Here is a 19,844-nt window from a genome sequence, read left to right on the forward strand (position 1 = left end):
TCACGCCAACGCGGGCTAAAGCCCGCGCTACACGCGCTACACCGGGCCATTTCTTACCATACATCAAGGCATGGGCCCTAGGTGGCGGGGTAATTTTGCCGTGTAACCAACACCGCAACAACCGCCATGGACCGCAAGACTTTCCTGAAAGCCCTGGCTGTGCTGCCCATTGCTTCTGCTATGAACCTGCAAGACCTCCGTACCGCCACCTCGTCGTTTCAGAAAAGCAGCAAAATGCCGGTGCTGTTCATCGGGCACGGCTCGCCCATGAACGCGCTCGAAGACAACGCCTTTACGCGCATGCTGCGCCGGCAGGGCGAGGCAATCCGGCAGCGGCAGGTGCCCAACGCCATTCTGGTGGTATCGGCGCACTGGCTTACCCGCGGCTCGTTCGTGACGCTGAACGAGCGGCCCGAAACCATCCACGACTTCGGCGGCTTTCCGCCGGAGCTGTTTGCCATGCAGTACCCCGCGCCCGGCGCGCCCGCGTACGCCCGGCAGGCCATGGCGCTGGTGCCCGATTTGCACGGCTCCGACGAATGGGGCCTCGACCACGGCACCTGGACGGTGCTGCACCACCTCTTTCCGGAGGCCAACGTGCCCGTGTTTCAGCTGAGCCTCGACTTCTACAAAACGCCCGCGCAGCATTTTGCCTTGGCCGCCCAGCTGCAGGAGCTGCGCATGCGCGGCGTGCTGATTGTGGGCTCGGGCAACGTGGTGCACAACCTGCGCCAGAGCATGCCCAAGCTAATGAGCGGCGACGCGCAGCCCTACGCGTGGGCCGCGGAGTTCGACGAGTGGGTAAAGCAGCGCATCGACCGCCGCGAGTTCAGCAGCCTGTTCGATGTGCAGAATGCCGGTGCCAGCGGAGCCCTTGCGGTGCCTACGCCCGACCACTACTGGCCGCTGCTCTACACCTTAGCCCTGGCCGACAAAGACGAGCCCATTGCGCACCTGTTCGAGGAGGTGTCGTACGGCGGCATCAGCATGCGCACGGTGGCGGTGGGGTAAGCCGCCCGGCCCTAGGTACCGGCACACAAAAGCCCGGGGCTAGAGCCTCGGGCTTTTGCATTTTTGGTGTTTTGGTTGCAGAGTAGTATCGAAAAGAGCGTAGGGGGAGACTTAGTTGGTGCGGTTGGCCAGGTAACGTAGCTGGGCGGCTTCGGCGGCGGGGCCGCGGTACACCAGGCGGCCGTTCTGCAGGTCGCCGGCGTAAACTTCTACCTCCAGCGCATCGTCGGGCAGAAACACCCGTACCGACTCGCGCATGCCCGGCCGAACGTAAGTTACGCCGGCTACCACCTCGGTGTGGGGCCAATTTACTTCGTAGAAACCTGCCTCGCTCAACTGCACCTTTAGCATAACCGTGTTTATATGTTTGACGGGATAAGGCAAAATTAGCTTGGATAGTTCATGTTTGAAGCAGATAATATTACTGAGATTTATCAGGGATAAATACGGGGTTTTGGTTGCGGTTAATCATTGCTTATCAATGGGTTGAGCTTGGTTTGGGGCTGGGAGGCCAGCACTGATACCGGCAAAAGGGGATTTAAGGCCAGCCGGCCCACAAAAGGCGGCCAACCCCGGGCCAGCACCGGCCGCAAAACAATCCTGGGGCTGATACCCGGCCGCTGAGCCCAACTTGCCGTAACTTTTCGCCGTTTTTGCCTTAGCGCCGCCCGCTTTTGTGGGCCGGCTCCTTTGGTTCCGCATACTTCCGACGACACACCGATGCGCTTTCATCGCACTTTCGAAATCCTGAATCAGCGCGCCGCCGAAGCCCCGCAGGCTGATTGCCTCGTGGCCAAAACCGGCGGCAACTGGCTGCCCCTGAGCAACCAACAGGTGCAGGCCGCAGCCGATGCCTGCAGCCTGGGCCTGCGCCGCCTAGGCGTGGAGCGCGGCGATAAGGTGGCCATCATCTCGAACAACCGGCCCGAGTGGGTGCAGGCCGATTTCGGTATTGCGCAGCTCGGCGCCGTGAGCGTGCCCATGTACCCCACCATTACGGTGGAGGATTACCGCTACATTTTTCAGGATGCGGCCGTGAAAGTGGTGCTGGTGTCGGACCGCAAGCTGTACGCCCGCGTGAAGGAGGCGCTGAAAGACCTGGAGCAAGCGCCCGAGCACGTATTCACCTTCGACCAGGTGCCCGGCGCCCGCCACTTCGACGAGCTGCTGGCCCTAGGTAAGCAGGCCGGTGCGGGCGAGCTGGAGCCGTTGAAAGCCGCCGTGCAGCCCGACGATCTGCTGACGCTCATTTACACCTCGGGCACCACCGGGCGGCCCAAAGGCGTAATGCTCTCGCACGCCAATATCCTGAGCAACTGCCACTCGCTGCGCGAGTTTATACCCGTGGTGCCCGGTGAGAAAGCCCTGAGCTTTCTGCCGCTTTCGCACATCTTCGAGCGCACGGCCACTTTTCTGTACCTGAAGCTGGGTTTGGCCGTGTACTACGCCGAGGGCCTGGAGGTAATTGCCGACAACCTGCGCGAAGTGCAGCCGCAGGTGTTTACCACGGTGCCGCGCCTGCTCGAAAAGATTTACGACAAGATTGTGGCCAAAGGCCAGACGCTCGAAGGCCTGAAGAAAAAGCTGTTCTTCTGGTCGCTTGACCTGGGCCTGCGCTACGACCCGCAACGCAACCTGGGGCCGGTGTACAACGCTCAACTTGCTGTGGCCAACAAGCTGGTGTTCAGCAAGTGGCGCGAAGCGCTAGGTAATCAGGTAAAGTGCATCATCTCGGGCGGCGGGGCGCTGCAGCCGCGGCTGGCGCGGGTGTTTTGGGCGGCCGGTATTCACGTGATGGAAGGTTATGGCCTCACCGAAACCTCGCCGGTAATTGCCGCCTGCCGCTACAACCGCGAGGACAACATGCCCGGCACGGTGGGCCCGGTAATTCCGGGTGTGGAGGTGAAAATTGCGCCCGACGGGGAGATTCTGACCAAGTCGCCGTCGGTGATGAAAGGCTACTACAACCGGCCCGACCTGACGGCCGAGGTGATTGACCAGGAGGGCTGGTTTCACACGGGCGACATCGGCGAGTTCGTCAACGGGCGCTTCCTCAAAATCACCGACCGCAAGAAGGAGATGTTCAAGACCTCGGGCGGCAAGTACGTGGCCCCGCAGGTCATCGAAAACAAGCTCAAGGAGTCCCCGCTCATCGAGCAGGCCATGGTGGTGGGCGACGGGCAGAAATACGCCGCGGCCTTGCTGGTGCCGGCTTTTGAGGAGTTGCGCAGCTGGGCCAAGCAGCAGCAGCTATCGTTTGCCAACGATGCGGCTCTGGTAGCGCACGAGCGGGTGCAAAAGCTCTACAAAGAGCTGGTGCAGCAGTACAACGCCGCCTTTGCCCAGTGGGAGCAGGTGAAAAAAGTAGCCCTGCTGCACAACCCCTGGACGGTGGAAACCGGCGAGCTGACGCCCACCATGAAGCTGAAACGCAAGATCATCAGCGCCAAAAACGAGCAGCGCATTGCCGGGCTGTTTCAGTAGGCGCCTGGGCCGGGTCGGGCGTCATTCGTTGCGCCGGTAAAGCTGGAGTACTTGTTGCTGGCCGGCTTGCTGCACGGCCAGCCAATAAAGGCCGGCGGGCAGGTTGCTGCGCAGCGGCAAGGGCAGCTGGTTGGGCCCGCCCGCTACGTTGCTGCTAAAGCGCAGCTGAACCACGCCCCGGGCATCGTAGAGCACGAAGTCGGCTTTGCCGGGCTGCGGCGCCTGGAGTTGCACCGTCAGCTGCTCCCCGAAAGGGTTCGGCCAGCCCTCGGCAACCAGGTTACCAACCCGTTCGATGGTTATGGCGCGGGTGGGGCTGATGCGCTCGGTGCCATCGGCATCTACCTGCACAAGGCGGTAGTACACAATTGGGCTGGCGTACTGCTGCAGCCGGGCGTCCACAAACTGGTACCGGGTGGGGCTGGTTGAGGTGCCTTTGCCGGGTACCCAGCCAATGCGCCGGAATTGTTGGCCGTTGAGCGAAGCCTCCACCCCGAAGCCCTTGTTGGCCCGCTCGGAGGCAGTGGTCCAGGCCAGGTGTGCGGCCTGGCCCCGGCGCTCGGCCGTAAAGCTGGCCAGCTCCACGGGCAACGGGGCACCTAGGTTCATGCGGAGGCTCAAAGAGCTGGCGCCGTTGTTAGCCGTTAGCACATCCAGGTCGTTGTCGCCATCCATATCAACCACGGCCATGCTTGTCGGAAAGCTGCCCACCCTGCCGTACTCCGTTGCCTGAAAGTTGCCGCTGCCGTTGTTGCGCAACACCGATAGTTGGCTGGTTTCCTGGTTAACCAGCACCAGGTCCAGGTCGCCATCGGCATCCACATCAGCTGGCTCCATTTTGTGCGCGCCTGGGTTAATGGCAACGTCGGAGCCATTCCCGAAAACGCCCCGGCCGTTGTTCAGGCGTACGCTCAGGCTGTTGGTGTTGGCTGAAATCAAGTCCAGGTCGCCGTCACGATCAACGTCGGCAGTTTTGGCGATGGTCGGACCAGCACCCACGCTGTATCGCGCCTCGTTCGAGAAGGTACCGCTGCCATCGTTCGGCAGCACAGAAACCGTTCCCGTTCCCCAGGTCGGGCTAAGGAAATCCAAGTCGCCGTCGTTGTCTACATCGGCCAGCGAGGCAATGCCGGCGCCCTGTGTCAAAAACAGGGTTGCTGTTGTCGTAAAAACGCCGTTACCGTTGTTTTTGCACACGTCGAACTGGGGCGGGAAGCTGTTGCTGGCTACCATATCCAGGTCGCCATCCCCGTCGATGTCACCTAGGGTAACCGCGTTGACAAAACGGCCGACCTGCGGGAAACCCAATTCCGAGCGTGTAAACTTTCCTCGGCCGTCGTTGAGGCAGGTTACCATTTGCCGCACGTTGGCGCCATAGGTGTAGCCTACCAGGTCGAGGTCGCCGTCGTTGTCCACGTCACCCATGTCAAGGTTCAGCACGCCGGCATCGGGCCGGGCCATGGCGTACTCGCCACCGCCCGAGAAAGCCCCGCTGCCGTTGTTGAGGCGCACCGAAATGGTGTGGTTGGAGTTGGCGTCGGCCAGGTCATTGCTGGTTACCAGGTCAATGTCGCCGTCGTTGTCCACGTCGCCCATCACTACCTGGCCCGGGCTGCTGCCTACTGCAAGCTCGCCGCCCGCGGCTGGCGGAGTAAAATTGCCTCGGCCGCTGCCCCCCGTTGCGGTGGTAAACTGAAAGACCCAGGGGGCCTTCAGGGCTTGTCCGCGCGGGTCGTGCACAGCGGTGGTTACCACGGCCGTAATCACTTCGCCGGGCTGCCACGCAAAATCGGGCGTGCAGGTAAGGTGCGTACCGGTAACTTTATTGTAGGCCGTATGGCCCACCCGCATGCCCCCGCGTAGGGTACTGTGCACCAGCAGGCCGTAGGCGCTTGCCCGGCCAATAGCTTGCCTGAAAGTCACCTCCACCGGCTCGGTGCGCAGCACGTTGGTTGCGTTGGCGGCCGGGGATAGTTTGGTGATGGTGGGCTGCGCGGTTGCCGAAATCAGCGGAAGCAAACAGCTGCATAGCCCAACGGAAGCAGCCTTGGGTAGACGTAGCATACAAAGGGTAACCGGTAATAATTGATAAAAAGCGCGGGCGTGAGCTTGCAAGCCGGCCTGTTGCGGTTGCTTATAAGCCACTGACAGTAAGATATGCCGGAGAGCAAATGCTCTTAAACCGGCGCCTAGGGGGAGTTGGCCAAGCTAAAAAGCCCGACGGTAGGCACAACCGACACCAGCCAGAACCGCAGTAACGGTTCGATAATCAATGTATATAACTAAGCTAATTAATTATATGACAATAGTCATGTAAACGCAGGGTTTTCCTTCGTAAAATTGTACCGATGAGGTGGAAAGCGGGGCTGAAAAGGGCGTCGTCGGTTGGGCGGCGGCCTAGGCTTACTACCACCGAAAGCGCCACACCGGCAGCACCTCGCCGGCCGCAAACTGCTCACGCTCGGCGGGCAGCTCCAGAAAACCGTCGCTGGGGAGCAGGCTGGCCAGGTCACCGGAGCCGTGGGCGCGCTCGGGCGTAGCCAGCAACTGGCCCGTGGGGCTGCTTTGCAGGCTCACCAGCAAAAAGTGCGTGAGCCTGGGCTTGAAAACCACATCGGCAGCCAGCACGGCGTAGCCGGGCGAGGCAAAAGCCGGCTCGGGCAGCTGCACGGCCCGCAGCCACGGTGCGGCATAGCGGAAGTAGTTGACGAACGTAGACACCGGGTTGCCGGGCAAGGCAAACACCACCGCGCCCTGCGGGTGCCGGCCAAACCAAAACGGCTTGCCCGGCCGCTGCTGCACCTCATGAAAAATCTGCTCGGCGCCGCATTCGCGCAGGGCCTGCGGCAGGTAGTCGGCTTTGCCTTTCGATACGCCGCCGCTTAGCAGTACGGCATCGAACTGCAGCAGCAAAGCGGGCAGGCCCGCGCGCAAGGAAGCGAGGTCGTCGTTGAAGTGGAAGGCTTCGGCTGTGGCACCAACTTGCTGGGCGGCGGCTTGCAGCATCTGCGCGTTGGAGCGCCGAATCTGATGCGGCAGCGGGGTTTCGGTTACCTCCACCAGCTCGTCGCCGGTACTCACTACCGCTACCCTAGGTGCCCGCGACACGTGCAGGTGCGCGGCACCCACAGTAGCCGCCACGGCTACTTCGGCGGGGCCGAGCACGGTGCCGGCGGGCAGCAGCAGCTCGCCCTGCTGGCGGTCGGAAGCGCGGCGATGCACATTGAAGCCGGGCCCCGTGGGCGGCACTTGCACGGTGGCCGTGCGGCGGCCATCAGTGTGCTCGGCAATCAGCAAATCCTCGTAGCGCACCACGGCATCGGTGCCGGGCGGCATGGCTGCACCGGTCATTATCTCGATGGCCGCGAGCGGGTTGAGCAGCGGGGTAGGCGCCTGGCCGGCAAACTGCGTGCGCTCAAGCTCAAACACCTGCTGGCCAGCGGCCACGGCGGCGTAGCGCAGGGCAATACCATCCATGGCAACCCGGTCGAAGGGCGGAAAGTCGCGGTCGGCGTGCAGGGGCTCGCGCAGCACCCGACCCAACGCCTGGTCCAGCGGAACAGTTTCGGTGGGCAGCGGCCGGGCGGTGCTTTGAACAAGGCGGGTAGCTTCGTCGACGGAAAGCATGCGGGTTGCGTAGCAGGCAGGTAGGAGAGAGGCCGCCCTAGGTAGCCAAACCCTGGGCAGCGCGCTAAGGTAAAGGGTGGCGGGGCAGTAGCCGGCTGGCTGCCGTAACTTGCCGCCGGCGGGCAGCTCTACGCAGCTAGGCGCGCAACGGTCAGTTGTGGCCTATTGCCGGTGCCCGCCCCGCTTGTTTTCGACTTCTGATCATGTCCGATTCCAATTCCAAGCTCACGCACCTCAATGCCGCCGGCCAACCCGCCATGGTTGATGTGGGCGGCAAGGCCATAACGCGCCGCGTGGCCCGCGCCCGCAGCCGCGTGGTGCTCGGTGCCGATATTCTGGCGCTGGTGCAGCACGGCGACTTGCCCACGCGCAAAGGCCCGGTGTTCCAGACGGCTATTCTGGCGGGCATAATGGCGGCCAAAAAAACCGCCGACCTCATTCCGCTCTGCCACCCCCTAGGTCTGGACGACTGCCAGGTTACCATACAGGTAGCGCCGCCCGAGGCCGTGGTAATTGAGTGCACGGCCACCGTAACGGGCAAAACCGGCGTGGAGATGGAAGCCCTGACCGGCGCCTCCGTAGCGGCCCTTACCATTTATGATATGTGTAAGGCCTTGTCGCACAACATTGTAATTGAGCATACGCGCCTGCTGTCGAAAACCGGCGGCAAAAGCGACTACCACTACCAGGATGAATAAGCCTGCCCACAGCAAACACGCTGCCTTGGCCCGGCCCGACCTAGGCGAGTTCGGCCGCCACGAGTTGGCCGTGCTGGGTGCCCCGTGCGGGGTAATCAAGGACTTAGTAGCGCGTCTGCTGCCCGAGCTGAGCACTGCTATGCGCGTGGCCTACGTAGATGCCGACCACGCCGCCGGCGACGATGCCGAGCAGGGCGGCGCGGGCGGAGCCGATGCCATTCTGCAAGCCGGAGCCGCTGCCGAACTAACCGACAAAATCCAGTTTCGGCGGCTCGATGCGCGGCAGGGCATGGACAAGTTCAGCCAGCAGCATTGGCTGGCCGGGCAAAGCCTGGTGCTGGTAAACGGCAACCATTTTCGGGCCAGGCAGCAGGTTATCATTATCGATCCGCGCAAGCCGCTCGAGAAAAAGCTCGACCGCCTGACCGACGTGCAGTTGGTGCTGACCACCGAAAACCAAACCGAGCTGCCCGACTACTTACGGGCGCACCTACCCAATGCCGCCGGGCTGCCCGTGTTGGCCCTAGGTGATACTGCCGGCATAGCCGCTTGGGTGCGGCAGTGGTGGCAGCTACGCGTGCCGCCGCTGCGCGGCCTGGTGCTGGCCGGTGGGCAAAGCCAGCGCATGCAAACCGATAAAGGCCGCCTGCAGTACCACGGCCGCGAACAGCGCGCGCATGCCGCAGCGTTGCTAGCGCCTTGGTGCCAGGAGGTGTTCGTATCGTGCCGGGCCAAGCAGGCCGCTGAGTTGCCGGCCGGGCTGCAGCCGCTGCCCGATCAGTTCCTCGACCTAGGGCCGATGGGCGGCATTTTGTCGGCGCTGCGCCACGACCCCAACGCGGCGTGGCTGGTGGTGGCCTGCGACCTGCCTTTTCTCTCCGAAACCACTTTGCAACACCTGGTGCAGCACCGCAACCCTGCCCGGGTGGCTACCGCATTTCAAAGCCCCGAAAACGAGTTTCCGGAGCCGCTGATTACCATTTGGGAGCCCGGCAGCTACGGCGTGTTGCTGCAGTTCCTGGCGCTGGGTTACTCGTGCCCGCGCAAAGCGCTCATCAACTCCGATGTAGAGCTGCTGCAGGCCCCGGCGCCGCAGGAGTTGCGCAACGTAAATACGCCCGCCGAGCGCGACGCCGCGCAGCAGGAGCTTGGGCAGCCTTCAAGCCAGGGCTGAAGTAAAGCGTAGTCCTTTATCTGCCTTCAGCAAAGCCCAGGGCCTTACCACGCCTGAATAACTGACGCGTTGTTACGTCAGCTGTTCAGGCGTGGCAAGGTCCTGGGCATTAGATCAGAATGACAGCGTCCATAACGCGTGGCAGAGGCGCGTGCTGACGCTTGATGCGTCGGGGCGACAGCGTAAGCCACAACTGCCGGCTGAATAGCGAGTTGGGTCAACGCGGGGGCGGTAAAAGCGTAAGCCCGGGGATAAGGCCGCTACCATTAACCCCTGCTTGTATGAGCAATTCAGCCACACCAAACACCGCCGACAGTCCGCCGCTGGCACCGCCGGCCCCCTCGCCCGTTACGCTGCGCATCAACGGCAACGACATGACCCTGCCACTGGCCCCCTGGACGACCCTGCTCGATGCCCTGCGCGAGTATGCTGGCCTGACGGGCACCAAAAAGGGCTGCGACCACGGCCAATGCGGCTCCTGCACCGTGCTCGTCGATGGCAAGCGCATTAATTCCTGCCTGACCTTGGCCATGCTGCAGGAGGGCAGTGAAATTACCACCATCGAAGGCCTAGGTCAGCCAGACAACCTGCACCCCTTGCAGCAAGCCTTCCTCGACCACGACGCTTTTCAGTGCGGCTACTGCACGCCGGGCCAGATCTGCTCGGCGCAGGGGCTCATCAACGAAGGCAAAGCCCACACCGAGGATGAAATTCGGGAGATGATGAGCGGCAATTTGTGCCGTTGCGGCGCCTACGTAGGCATCTTGAACGCGGTGAAGGAAGTAGTGGACGCCCAAACCGCCAGCCGCCGATGAACCCGTTTACCCTAACCCGCGCCGAAACGGTGGAGGGCGCCGTGAGCAGTTTCAGCGACTTCGACAGCCCGGCCTTTATTGCCGGCGGCACCAACATCCTCGACCTGATGAAGGAAAACGTGGCGCGCCCCACGCACCTCATCGGGCTGAACAAGCTGCCGCTCAACACCATTGAGCCCACGGCCGAGGGCGGACTTCGCCTAGGTGCCACCGCCACCAACGCCGACACGGCCTGGCACCCCGAGGTGCAGCGCCGTTACCCCTTGCTGAGCCAGGCCATTTTGGCCGGCGCCTCGCCGCAGCTGCGCAACATGGCTACCAACGGCGGCAACCTGATGCAACGCACCCGTTGCTACTATTTCTACGACACGGCCACGCCCTGCAACAAGCGCGAGCCGGGTTCGGGCTGCGGCGCCATTGGCGGCTATAACCGTATTCATGCCATACTGGGAGCCAGCGAGCAGTGCATTGCTACGCATCCCTCGGATATGTGCATTGCCTTGGCCGCGCTCGAAGCCGAGGTGCACGTGGTAGGCCCCGGGGGCAGCCGCGTTATTAAGTTCGAAGATTTTCACCGCTTACCGGGCGACCAACCTGAGCGCGACAACACGCTGGAGCCCGGCGAGCTGATTGTGGCCTTGGAGCTGCCCCAAAAAGGCTTCGAGAAGCACTTCAGCTACCTGAAGCTGCGCGACCGGACCAGCTACGCGTTTGCGCTGGTGTCGGTAGCGGCGGCGCTGGAGCTCGATGGTACTACCATCCGAGATGCCCGGTTGGCCCTAGGTGGCGTGGCCCACAAACCCTGGCGCGACAAAGCCGCCGAGGCCATGCTGATTGGCCAACCCGCCAGCACCAGCACCTTCAAGCAAGTGGCCGAAGCCGTGCTGAAAGATGCGGTAGGGCAAGGCGCCAACGACTTCAAGATTGAGCTGGGCCGGCGCGCTATCGTGCGCGCGCTGCAGCAAGCCACCGCAGGCGGAAAAGCATCCGACGTATTTCTGAACAGCAACCCATGAGCATCAATACCAAATACGTCGGCAAATCGCCCAACCGCGTGGAGGGCCCGGCGAAAGTAACCGGCACGGCCAAGTATTCGGCGGAGTTTGAGGTGCCCAACCTGGCCTATGGCGTGGTTGTGAGCAGCACCATTGCCAAGGGGCGCATCAAAAGCATTGGGGCCGATAAGGTGCTGGCGCTGCCGGGCGTGCTGCAGGTGTTCTCGCACGAAAACGTACCTAGGCAGGCCTGGTTCGACCGCGCCTGGAAAGACGACATTGCGCCCGGCGGCTCGCCCTTCCGGCCCCTGCACGACGACGAAGTGAAGTTCAGCCAGCAGCCCGTGGCGCTGGTAGTGGCCGAAACCTTCGAGCTGGCCCGCTACGCCGCCGGCATTTTGGAGGTGGAGTACAAGGAGGAAAAGCACGAAACCGACATCGAGCAGAAGCGCGACGACGGCCACGCGCCGGGCAAGGGGAAATCGGGCTACAAGCCGCCCAAAAGCCGCGGCAACGCCAACAAAGCCCTCGACGAAGCCGAGCACCGCGTTCGGGCGGAGTACATCCACGGCACGCAGCACCACAACCCCATGGAGCTGTACGCCAGCACGGTGCACTACCACCCCGATGGCAAGCTCACCATCTACGACAAAACGCAGGGCGTGTACAACTGCCAGCAGTACGTAGCCAAGGTGTTCGGGCTGAGCAAGGATGATGCCCGCGTCATCAACCTCTACAACGGCGGGGCCTTCGGCTCGGGGCTGCGGCCGCAGTACGAACTGTTTTTGTCGGTAATGGCAGCGCTGGAGCTGAAGCGTTCGGTGCGTGTCACGCTCACGCGGCAGCAGATGTTTTCGATTGGGCACCGGCCGCACACGCTGCAAACCCTGGAAATGGGCACCAATCCCGACGGTACCCTGGCCGCCCTCAAACACTACTGCCTACACGAAACTTCGCGCTTCGAGGAGTACACCGAAAACGTGGTGAACTGGTCGGGCATGCTGTACCAGTGCGACAACGTGCACCTGAGCAACCAGGTGGCCGCCTTGGATGTGTACACCCCGCAGGACATGCGCGCCCCCGGGGCCGCCACCGGCTCGTTTGCCCTGGAGGTAGCCATGGACGAAATGGCCTACGCCGCCGGCCTTGACCCCTTAGACTTCCGCATCCGCAACTACGCCGAAACCGACCAGAGCGAGAACCTACCCTTCAGCAGCAAGCGCCTGCGCGACTGCTACCACCTAGGCGCCGAGAAGTTTGGCTGGCACAAGCGGCCCGTGGCCCCACGCTCCATGCGCGAGGGTAACCGGCTGATAGGCTGGGGCGTGGCCGGCGGCGTGTGGGATGCCCAAATGCAAAAGGCCTCGGCCAAAGCCACCATCACGGCCGACGGGTACCTGACCGTAGAAAGCGCCGCCGGCGAAAACGGCACCGGCACCTACACCATCATGACGCAGATTGCGGCCGAAGCCCTGGGCCTGCCGCTCGAGGCCGTAACCTTCCGCCTCGGCGACACCAACATGCCCGAAGCGCCCGTGCAAGGCGGCTCCTGGACGGCCGCCACTGTGGGCACCGCCGTGCAGCAGGCCTGCCAGGCCCTAGGTGAAAAACTGCTGAAACTGGCGCAGAAGATGGACGACTCGCCCCTGAAAGGCGCCAGCCTCGACGACGTGGAGTTCGTGAATGGCCAGATGCGCCTGCGCACTGCTCCCGAGCAATCGGTGGTGCTGCGCGACGTGCTGCAAACCAGCGGCGAACGGGAAATAGCGGCCGACTCCACAGCCATTCCCAACCTCATCAACATGGCCAAATACTCCATGCACTCGCACAACGTAGTGTTTGCCGAGGTGATGGTGGACGAGGACCTAGGCACGGTGCACGTAACGCGGGTGCTCAACGTGTGCGCCGCGGGCCGCATCCTCAACCAAAAAACGGCCCGCTCGCAGGTGCTCGGCTCGGTGGTGTGGGGCATCAGCATGGCCCTGATGGAGGAAACCGTGCCCGACCACCGCTTCGGGCGCTACATGAACCACAACTACGCCGAGTACCACATCCCCGTCAACGCCGACATTCACAACATAGAGGTGTTGTTTGTGGAGGAGGAAGACCCCTACGTAAACCCCCTAGGTGTAAAAGGCATCGGGGAGCTCGGCCTGCTGGGCGTAGCTGCCGCTATTAGCAACGCCGTGTACCACGCCACCGGCAAACGCGTGCGCCGCTTGCCTATTTATCTGGATAAGTTGCTCTAAAGGAAAAGATTGACGCCCCCATGTCATGCTGAGCGCAGTCGAAGCATCTCCGCTGATAGTATTCTCAGCAAAGCGGTAGATGCTTCGACTGCGCGGACGTCAGATGAGCATGACCTGGAAGGAAACTTTTGGCGAAATAGCTAAATCCTAGTCCTCAATTGCCTCAATGCCCTGCTCCTTCAGCCGCTCGAGGTGCGCTTTCATGGCATTGAGCTGCTCGGGCGAGTGGCCTTGCCAATCGGTAACCTCGCCCACAACCCGTAGCGGATGCTGCGTGCGGTAGGATTTGGTAGGATTGCCGGGAAATTTCTTGTCCGTGAGGTTGGGGTCGTCCTCAAACGGGCCGGTTGGCTCCACAAGGTAAATGCGGCCGGGGCCGTCGCCCAAGGCGAGTTCGGCGCCCCAGGTGGCCGCATCCAGGGTGGCAGTCAGGTACACGTAAGCGGCCTTTTTGCGCTGCCCGTAATTCGAGTTGAAACCGGGTTCAATCAGGTCGCCTAGGTGCAGATTGGCCTTGGTGCCATGGTAAAACGGCTGCGACTGTTGTTCTTGGTTTTCTGCTTCGTTTGTTTCCATCTGCGGTTCGCTGAAGTTGAAAACACTGCTGGGCCCTGCTGATTTGCTTGCACTCCGACTGCCTTCGCCGGGCTTAATTCAGGAAGGTAACCAGATGTAACCCCGCCGCAGCCTGCCAATCGGCAAACGGGTTTTGGTGCGTTGCTTATCCTGGTGGTTAGCCAACTTACAACCGCTTGCCCTGGGCAGGCGTACTGCCAAAGCCGCTTGCTTCACCACACCAACCTTGCGCGGAAGGGCTCTTGCTTGGCTGTTGCCCTGCTGATTCTTCCGACCTCCGCTCACTCATGACCGAACTCCAACGCCTGCTTGCCGCCTACGACAACTACCGCGCCGCCGGCCGCGCCTGCGCCCTGGCCACTGTGGTGGAGGTAGAAGGCTCGGCTTACCGCCGCCCCGGCGCCCGCATGCTCGTCGGCGACGACGGCCAGCTGACCGGCGCCATCAGCGGCGGCTGCCTCGAAGGCGACGCCCGCCAGCGCGCCCGACAGGCCTTGCAGCAGCAGCGCCCCACGCTCGTAACCTACGACACCAGCGACGAAGACGACCCGCGTCACGGCCTCGGCCCCGGCTGCCAGGGCGTAGTGCGCATCCTGCTCGAACCGCTCGATTTTACCGACCCTGATAATCCCCTGGAACTGCTGCGCGGCTTTGCCCTGCACCCCGAGCAGGCGGTGCTGGCCACGGTGTTCAGGTGCGCCGCCGGCCAGGCTATAGCCGACCTAGGCCAACGCCTGCTGCTAATGCCCGCCGGGCAAGTGCGTGGCTCCGTGCTCGATAACCTCCCGCTCACGGCTCAGCTTCGCCAGGATGCCGCTCAGGCCCTAACGCAGGATCAGTCGCTGATACGCGAGTACCCGGCACCGGCGGGCGGTACCGTGCGCGTGTTTCTGGAAGTGCTGCGCCCACCGTTGCGCCTCACGGTGTACGGCGCCGGCAACGATGCCCAGCCCCTCGTTCGGCTGGCGGCTTCCCTAGGTTGGCACGTAACGGTAGTGGATGGCCGGCCGCGCCAAGCCGCGTCGGAGCGCTTCCCCGATGCCGCCGAAGTACGCGTGGTGCCCCTGGCCGAAGTGCCCGCATTGCCGCTCACGGCCGATTACGCCGTGTTGCTTACGCACAACTACGCCTACGATTTAGCCGTGCTGCAGAGCCTGCTCGATGCGCCCACGAGCTATATTGGCCTGCTGGGCCCGCGTACCAAGGCCACCCGTTTGCTCGAGGAGCTAAGCCAGGAGGTACCCGATGCCGAAGCTCGTTTGCAAGGCCGCCTCTATAGCCCTGTGGGCCTGAACCTAGGGGCTGAAACCCCCGAGGAAATTGCCTTATCGATTGTGGCCGAGATACAAGCCGTACGGCAAGGCCGGCCGGGCGGCATGCTCACCCACACCACCGACCCTATTCATGCCCGGCCAACCAACGTAGCTGCTCCCGATTCCAAGGAAGCATCTGACAGCAAAGCCCGGTACCACCACGTAGTGGTTACTGAGCCAAGCTGCGGAGTGTAGCTTCAGTGGATACTGGCCACTGGCGCGCGTCTTAGCCCGCAGGGCGCGACTCGTGCCGCAGCATGGAGGGGAGTCTCCAGACTCCCGTACCGTGAACGTCACCTAGAGAACAGCTTAGGCGTACTCTTTCGGCAACAACACACCCACAACACCTAGGCCGCACCGTGCAACGCCCGGGAGTCTGGAGACTCCCTGCCATGTTTAGGCACGAGTCGCGCGCTAAAGCGCTAAGACTCGCGCCAGTGGTAGCTTCAGTGGCTACTGGTCAGTGGCTTCGTGCCAGTAGACCACTGGCAACCTAGGGATGCGCCGCCACCCACACCGTACCATCTTCGTACTCTTCCTTTTTCCAGATCGGCACTACTTCTTTCAGCGTGTCGATGATGTACTGGCAAGCGGCAAACGACTCGGCGCGGTGCGGTGTTGACACGGCAACTACCACGGCCACGTCGCCGATTCCGAGGGTGCCTTTGCGGTGCACCACGGCTACTTGCTGCAGCATGGGCCAACGCTCCTGGGCTTGCTCGGCTACGCGCCGCAGCTGGTGCACGGCCATGGCATCGTAGGCCTCGTAGTGCAGGCGCACCACGCGCCGGCCGGTGCTTTGGTTACGAATGGTGCCGATAAAGGAATTTACCGCACCCGCGCCATCGGCCTGCACGGCCTGCAGTACGGCCGCAACATCAATGGGCTGGTCGGTGAGCTGAATGAGCATGGAGTTTTAATTATGAATTATGAATTAATAATTATGAATTGATGAGCGAGCCGGCGCGCAATCGGGAGGCCCAATTCCTGATTCATAATTTCTAATTCTTAATTATCTGCTAGCCGCCGCTCACGGGCGGAATCAGGGCTATTTCGTCGCGCTCGTGCAGCGGGGCATCGGCGGGGGCGTACTCGTTGTTTACGGCTACGGCCAGGCTGCGCAACTGGCCCAGGGCCGGGTAAGTTTGGCGCAGCTGATCAAGCAATTGCTGCACCGATTGGCCCGGCGCCAGGGCCACCTCCAGCGTGGGGGCGCCAACGATTTCGCGGGTAATGCCGAACAGGGCAATGGATAATGTCATAGGGAGCAACGGAAGAAATGCGCGGCAATTGGCAAAGAAAAAGAACAGAAATGCCAGCTTTACGTTTTTCTGACGCGGAGCTGACAATCCCATGGCGAGTGGGGGAGCGGCTCGGCTTGTAGTACATGCCTAACTCTGCCTCACCGGTGCTATACGACAACCACGGGCGTCCGCTCGAATACGTACGTGTGGCCGTAACCGACCGGTGCAACCTGCGCTGTTTTTACTGCATGCCCGAAGAGGGTATCGACTACGTGCCCCGGCAGGCGCTGCTAAGCTACGAAGAGCTGGAGCGCGTGGTGCAGGTGCTGGCCGGCCTGGGCGTGCGCAAAGTGCGCCTAACCGGCGGCGAGCCTTTCGTGCGCCGCGGGCTGATGTCCTTCATCGAGCGGCTAAGCCACCTTGCGGGTATCGACGACATCGGCCTGACTACCAACGGGGTATTGACTGCGCCCTACGTGCCCGAGCTGGCGCGGCTGGGGGTGCGCTCCGTCAACCTCAGCCTCGATACGCTCGATCGGGAACGGTTCCGGCGCATTACCCGCCGCGACGAGCTGCCCCGCGTGCTCGAAACGTTTCAGGCCTTGCTCGCCCACGGCATTCAGGTGAAAATCAACGCCGTGGTGATGGACGGCCAGAACATCGAAGACCTGGTGCCCCTGGCCGAGCTGACGCGCGAATTACCCGTGGAGGTGCGCTTCATCGAGGAGATGCCCTTCAACGGGGGCAGCCACGCTACGCCGGCTGCCCTGCCCTGGAACCACGTGCGCATCCGCCAGCACCTAGGCGCCCACTTGGGCGAGCTGTTGCCGCTGCCTACCGCCGCGGGCGCTACGGCTACCAGCTACCTGGTGCCGGGCCACGCAGGGCGCGTTGGCATTATTGCGGCCTATTCGCGCACGTTTTGCGGCACCTGCAACCGCATCCGCCTCACGGCCGAGGGCGGGCTCAAAACCTGCCTCTACGACCAGGGCGTGCTCGATGTGCGGGCCCTGCTGCGCGCCGGCGCCTCCGACAACGAGCTACGTGCGGCCCTAACTACTGCCTTCCGCTACCGCGCCGCCAATGGCTTCGAGGCCGAGCAGCAGCGCCCGGTGCATCAAATCAGCTTCGAGTCGATGTCGACGATTGGTGGGTAGGCGGCGTTGCGGGTTGGCTATTTCGAGAGGCGAGGGGCCTGGGTTTGAGGGGGCTACTCCAGCCGCTGCAGCACCTGCTCCAGGGTAAGGTCGCCGCGGATAAACTGCGCCAGCAACCGGCGCTCGTACTTACCGGGCGCCAGCGCCGAATGCTTCGCTAAGCGCAGGGCCCAGGTTACCGCGCGTCTGCGCTGCTCGGCGTTTTGCAGGGGCGAGGTGGAGGATGCTTCGGCCATTCAGCAAGCTAGCAACTACTGCCGCTTGCACGCAACCGAGGAAATACGGCTTTTCCGAAGCGCGAGTACGTATATGGTTTCGCGAATATTTAGCTGATCTTACGTATTTGTGCGCCGGCTCCGGGCTCGGGGAGTTATCTATGCGAATCGGTAGGGTAGCGCCTGAACAGAAGCAATTTGCGGCGAATGGGCGGCCTTTTGCGTAGGCTTAGGCTAAACCAATTCGAGGCGCTGCGATGAAGGCATTGCTGATAACCCTGGGGGTAGGCGCGGGGCTGTACATGCTGGTGTGCCTGCTGCTGTACTGGAGCCAGGAGCGTCTGCTGTTTTTCCCCGACAAGCTGCCCGCCAACTACCGGTTTACGTTTCGCACCCGTTTCGAGGAGCGCTGGATTACCGCACCCGACGGCGTGCGGCTGCACGGGTTGCTCTTCCGCACGGCGGCACCCAGGGGACTGGTGTTTTACCTGCACGGCAACGGCGGCGCCCTCGATAACTGGGGCTATGTGGCCGAGGCTTACACGCGCCTGGGCTACGACGTATTCATGCTCGATTACCGCGGCTACGGCAAAAGCGAGGGCCGCATCAGCAGCGAACAGCAGTTGTTGGGCGATGTGCGCGCCGCCTTTCAGCACGTATTGGCCGAGTACCCCGAAGACCGCGTTGTGGTGCTGGGTTACTCGCTGGGCACTGGCCCGGCCGCCTGGCTGGCCGCCAACTACCAGCCCCGCCTGCTGATTTTGCAGGCAGCTTACTACAGCCTCGAGCGCGTGGCGCGGCATCATTTTCCGTGGGTGCCTGGTTTTTTGGTGCGCTATCCGCTGCGCACTCACGCATTGTTGCCACGCATCCAAGCGCCCATCGTGCTCTTCCACGGCGACCGTGACGAGGTGGTACCCTACACATCGGCCGAGGCGCTGCAGCCCTTGCTCAAGCCGCACGACCGGCTGATTACCCTAGGTGGCGCCGGGCACAACGGCATTACCGAGAACCCTGAATACCTGCGGGTATTGGCCGAAGTGCTGTAGCGAAAGCGGGTTTTCTGGCCAATAAGCCCGGCTTTACTACTTGCCCAGCCCTACCCAGCCGCGCTGCATAGCGTAGTACAGCGCCGTGCCCACCACCAAGCCCACCAGGTAACCATAAGGCAAGCCACTGCACAGCAAGCCTACCAGCAGGGCCACCAGCAGGTTGGCCTTCGATTCGGCTACATCGCGCAGCAGCCCGGCCAGCGCCAGGGCTTCGAACAAGAGAATTACACCTAGGATGGGCAGCGGGAAAATCTGCACCACTTGCTGAAAACCCTGGCTGAAGAACAAGCCCATCGTCAGGAACAAGCACCCGTAGAGCACCGCCGAGCCACCCGTGCGCGCCCCAAAAGCGTAGTGCCCCACCAAGCCGCCGGAGCCGTGGCACACCGGAAAACCACCCAGGAAGGGGTTCACCAGGTTCATGAGGGCGTAGGTGAAGCTGATTTGCCGCACGGTGATGTTGCGCTCCGGAAAGTGGTCGTGCAGCACCTGCCGGGTGGCCAGCACCGAGTTGCCGAGCGACAAGGGTATTTGCGGCAGGGCCAGCAGCACCGCTCCGGTAAGGATGTCGGCCGTGCTGGGCACGTGCCAGGTGGGTAGATGGAAGCCAATGGCCTTCTGCGCCGTGGCTAAATCGAGCTTGAACAGCAGGGCATAAGCGGCACCTAGGGCAATTACCACCAAGGCCGCCGGCCAGCGGCGGTTGCCCAGCAGCACCACCGTTATCAAGAAACCCGCCGCGGCCAGCGCGTAGCCGGCAGCCCCGTCGGCGGGTACGTACTCCTTCAGGGCCAGTGTGGTAAGCTGCATGGCCAGGCCAAACTGAATGCCGCGCACCACGGGTTTGGGCACCAGCCGGGCCAGCGCATCAATCAGCCCCGTTACCGACAGCAGCAGCATGCCCAAACCCACTGCCAGCCCGCCGCCTAAAATGGTGCGCTCCGGAATTTTCTGGGCAATAACCAAGGCCGCAAAAGCCTTTAGCGGCTGCACGGGCATGGGCAAGCCGTACCACAACCCCGAGAAAACCTGCATCAGCCCAAACATGACCAGTACGCCCGCGCTATCGATGCCCGAAGCCGCGATGATGCCGATGAGCAAAGGCAAATCGGTGCCCAGGTCGCCGAAGGCGCCGGCCAGCTCGTTGCGGTCGAAGCGCAGGCGCGGGCGCGAAGGTGGAGTTGCGGTAAGCGGCATTGGGTGCGTAAAGGTGGCCGATCGGGTGGGGTAACGC

18 protein-coding genes are annotated in these 19,844 nt (G+C 62.6%); 10 read left to right on the forward strand and 8 right to left on the reverse strand.

The window, feature by feature from the left end; translation table 11 throughout:
• Nucleotides 1-126 precede the first annotated feature (126 nt).
• Nucleotides 127-1,011, forward strand: a complete 885-nt coding sequence (ygiD, locus tag OIS50_RS03180; RefSeq protein WP_264692879.1) for a 4,5-DOPA-extradiol-dioxygenase — start codon at nucleotides 127-129, stop codon at nucleotides 1,009-1,011.
• Between the two features lie 111 nt (nucleotides 1,012-1,122).
• On the opposite strand, the gene OIS50_RS03185 is transcribed toward ygiD, so the two are convergent.
• Nucleotides 1,123-1,362 carry a hypothetical protein gene (locus OIS50_RS03185; protein ID WP_264692880.1) on the reverse strand — a complete coding sequence of 80 codons (240 nt, stop codon included), beginning with the start codon at nucleotides 1,360-1,362 and terminating at the stop codon, nucleotides 1,123-1,125.
• Between the two features lie 369 nt (nucleotides 1,363-1,731).
• Here OIS50_RS03185 and OIS50_RS03190 point away from each other — a divergent pair, with 369 nt between their 5' ends.
• Nucleotides 1,732-3,495 (forward strand): AMP-dependent synthetase/ligase, encoded by a 1,764-nt coding sequence (locus tag OIS50_RS03190; RefSeq protein WP_264692881.1) that lies wholly within the window; start codon nucleotides 1,732-1,734, stop codon nucleotides 3,493-3,495.
• A gap of 21 nt (nucleotides 3,496-3,516) precedes the next feature.
• Here the strand turns inward: OIS50_RS03190 and OIS50_RS03195 are convergent, their stop codons facing one another.
• Nucleotides 3,517-5,559 (reverse strand): FG-GAP-like repeat-containing protein, encoded by a 2,043-nt coding sequence (locus tag OIS50_RS03195; RefSeq protein ID WP_264692882.1) that lies wholly within the window; start codon nucleotides 5,557-5,559, stop codon nucleotides 3,517-3,519.
• A 342-nt stretch (nucleotides 5,560-5,901) separates the two neighbouring features.
• The gene (locus OIS50_RS03200) at nucleotides 5,902-7,122 is read right to left on the reverse strand and encodes a molybdopterin molybdotransferase MoeA (protein ID WP_264692883.1); all 1,221 of its coding nucleotides are present in this window, start codon (nucleotides 7,120-7,122) and stop codon (nucleotides 5,902-5,904) included.
• Between the two features lie 203 nt (nucleotides 7,123-7,325).
• On the opposite strand from OIS50_RS03200, the gene moaC reads away from it, so the two are divergent.
• The 5 genes from moaC to OIS50_RS03225 all read left to right on the forward strand — a co-directional run bounded on the left by moaC (nucleotide 7,326) and on the right by OIS50_RS03225 (nucleotide 13,053).
• Complete coding sequence (gene moaC / locus OIS50_RS03205) at nucleotides 7,326-7,820, forward strand: cyclic pyranopterin monophosphate synthase MoaC (protein ID WP_264692884.1); 495 nt, start codon at nucleotides 7,326-7,328, stop codon at nucleotides 7,818-7,820.
• Nucleotides 7,813-8,994: an NTP transferase domain-containing protein gene (locus tag OIS50_RS03210; protein WP_264692885.1), complete on the forward strand. Its 1,182-nt coding sequence runs from the start codon at nucleotides 7,813-7,815 to the stop codon at nucleotides 8,992-8,994. Before moaC ends, OIS50_RS03210 begins: the two co-directional genes overlap by 8 nt.
• Nucleotides 8,995-9,275: 281 nt before the next feature.
• On the forward strand, nucleotides 9,276-9,809 hold the full coding sequence (locus tag OIS50_RS03215; RefSeq protein WP_264692886.1) for a (2Fe-2S)-binding protein: 534 nt from the start codon (nucleotides 9,276-9,278) through the stop codon (nucleotides 9,807-9,809).
• Complete coding sequence (locus OIS50_RS03220) at nucleotides 9,806-10,825, forward strand: FAD binding domain-containing protein (RefSeq protein ID WP_264692887.1); 1,020 nt, start codon at nucleotides 9,806-9,808, stop codon at nucleotides 10,823-10,825. The genes OIS50_RS03215 and OIS50_RS03220 overlap by 4 nt, the downstream gene beginning before the upstream one ends.
• Nucleotides 10,822-13,053 (forward strand): xanthine dehydrogenase family protein molybdopterin-binding subunit, encoded by a 2,232-nt coding sequence (locus OIS50_RS03225; protein WP_264692888.1) that lies wholly within the window; start codon nucleotides 10,822-10,824, stop codon nucleotides 13,051-13,053. The genes OIS50_RS03220 and OIS50_RS03225 overlap by 4 nt, the downstream gene beginning before the upstream one ends.
• Before the next feature lie 147 nt (nucleotides 13,054-13,200).
• On the opposite strand, the gene arr is transcribed toward OIS50_RS03225, so the two are convergent.
• Entirely contained in the window at nucleotides 13,201-13,629 is a 429-nt protein-coding gene (arr, locus tag OIS50_RS03230; protein WP_264692889.1) for an NAD(+)--rifampin ADP-ribosyltransferase, read from the reverse strand.
• A gap of 287 nt (nucleotides 13,630-13,916) precedes the next feature.
• On the opposite strand from arr, the gene OIS50_RS03235 reads away from it, so the two are divergent.
• Entirely contained in the window at nucleotides 13,917-15,137 is a 1,221-nt protein-coding gene (locus OIS50_RS03235; protein ID WP_264692890.1) for an XdhC family protein, read from the forward strand.
• Between the two features lie 298 nt (nucleotides 15,138-15,435).
• On the opposite strand, the gene OIS50_RS03240 is transcribed toward OIS50_RS03235, so the two are convergent.
• Nucleotides 15,436-15,852, reverse strand: a complete 417-nt coding sequence (locus OIS50_RS03240) for a molybdenum cofactor biosynthesis protein MoaE (protein ID WP_264692891.1) — start codon at nucleotides 15,850-15,852, stop codon at nucleotides 15,436-15,438.
• 109 nt (nucleotides 15,853-15,961) lie between these two features.
• Entirely contained in the window at nucleotides 15,962-16,204 is a 243-nt protein-coding gene (locus tag OIS50_RS03245) for a MoaD/ThiS family protein (RefSeq protein WP_264692892.1), read from the reverse strand.
• Between the two features lie 146 nt (nucleotides 16,205-16,350).
• Between OIS50_RS03245 and moaA the strand changes: the two genes are divergently transcribed.
• The gene (moaA, locus tag OIS50_RS03250; protein WP_264694323.1) at nucleotides 16,351-17,343 is read left to right on the forward strand and encodes a GTP 3',8-cyclase MoaA; all 993 of its coding nucleotides are present in this window, start codon (nucleotides 16,351-16,353) and stop codon (nucleotides 17,341-17,343) included.
• 53 nt (nucleotides 17,344-17,396) lie between these two features.
• On the opposite strand, the gene OIS50_RS03255 is transcribed toward moaA, so the two are convergent.
• Entirely contained in the window at nucleotides 17,397-17,579 is a 183-nt protein-coding gene (locus tag OIS50_RS03255) for a hypothetical protein (protein WP_264692894.1), read from the reverse strand.
• Between the two features lie 236 nt (nucleotides 17,580-17,815).
• Here OIS50_RS03255 and OIS50_RS03260 point away from each other — a divergent pair, with 236 nt between their 5' ends.
• Entirely contained in the window at nucleotides 17,816-18,607 is a 792-nt protein-coding gene (locus tag OIS50_RS03260) for an alpha/beta hydrolase (RefSeq protein WP_264692895.1), read from the forward strand.
• Nucleotides 18,608-18,643: 36 nt separating this feature from the next.
• Here OIS50_RS03260 and OIS50_RS03265 read toward each other — a convergent pair whose 3' ends face one another.
• Complete coding sequence (locus tag OIS50_RS03265; protein WP_264692896.1) at nucleotides 18,644-19,807, reverse strand: putative sulfate/molybdate transporter; 1,164 nt, start codon at nucleotides 19,805-19,807, stop codon at nucleotides 18,644-18,646.
• Nucleotides 19,808-19,844 lie beyond the last annotated feature (37 nt).

This window comes from Hymenobacter sp. YIM 151858-1 (genome assembly GCF_025979705.1).
GTDB lineage: Bacteria > Bacteroidota > Bacteroidia > Cytophagales > Hymenobacteraceae > Solirubrum.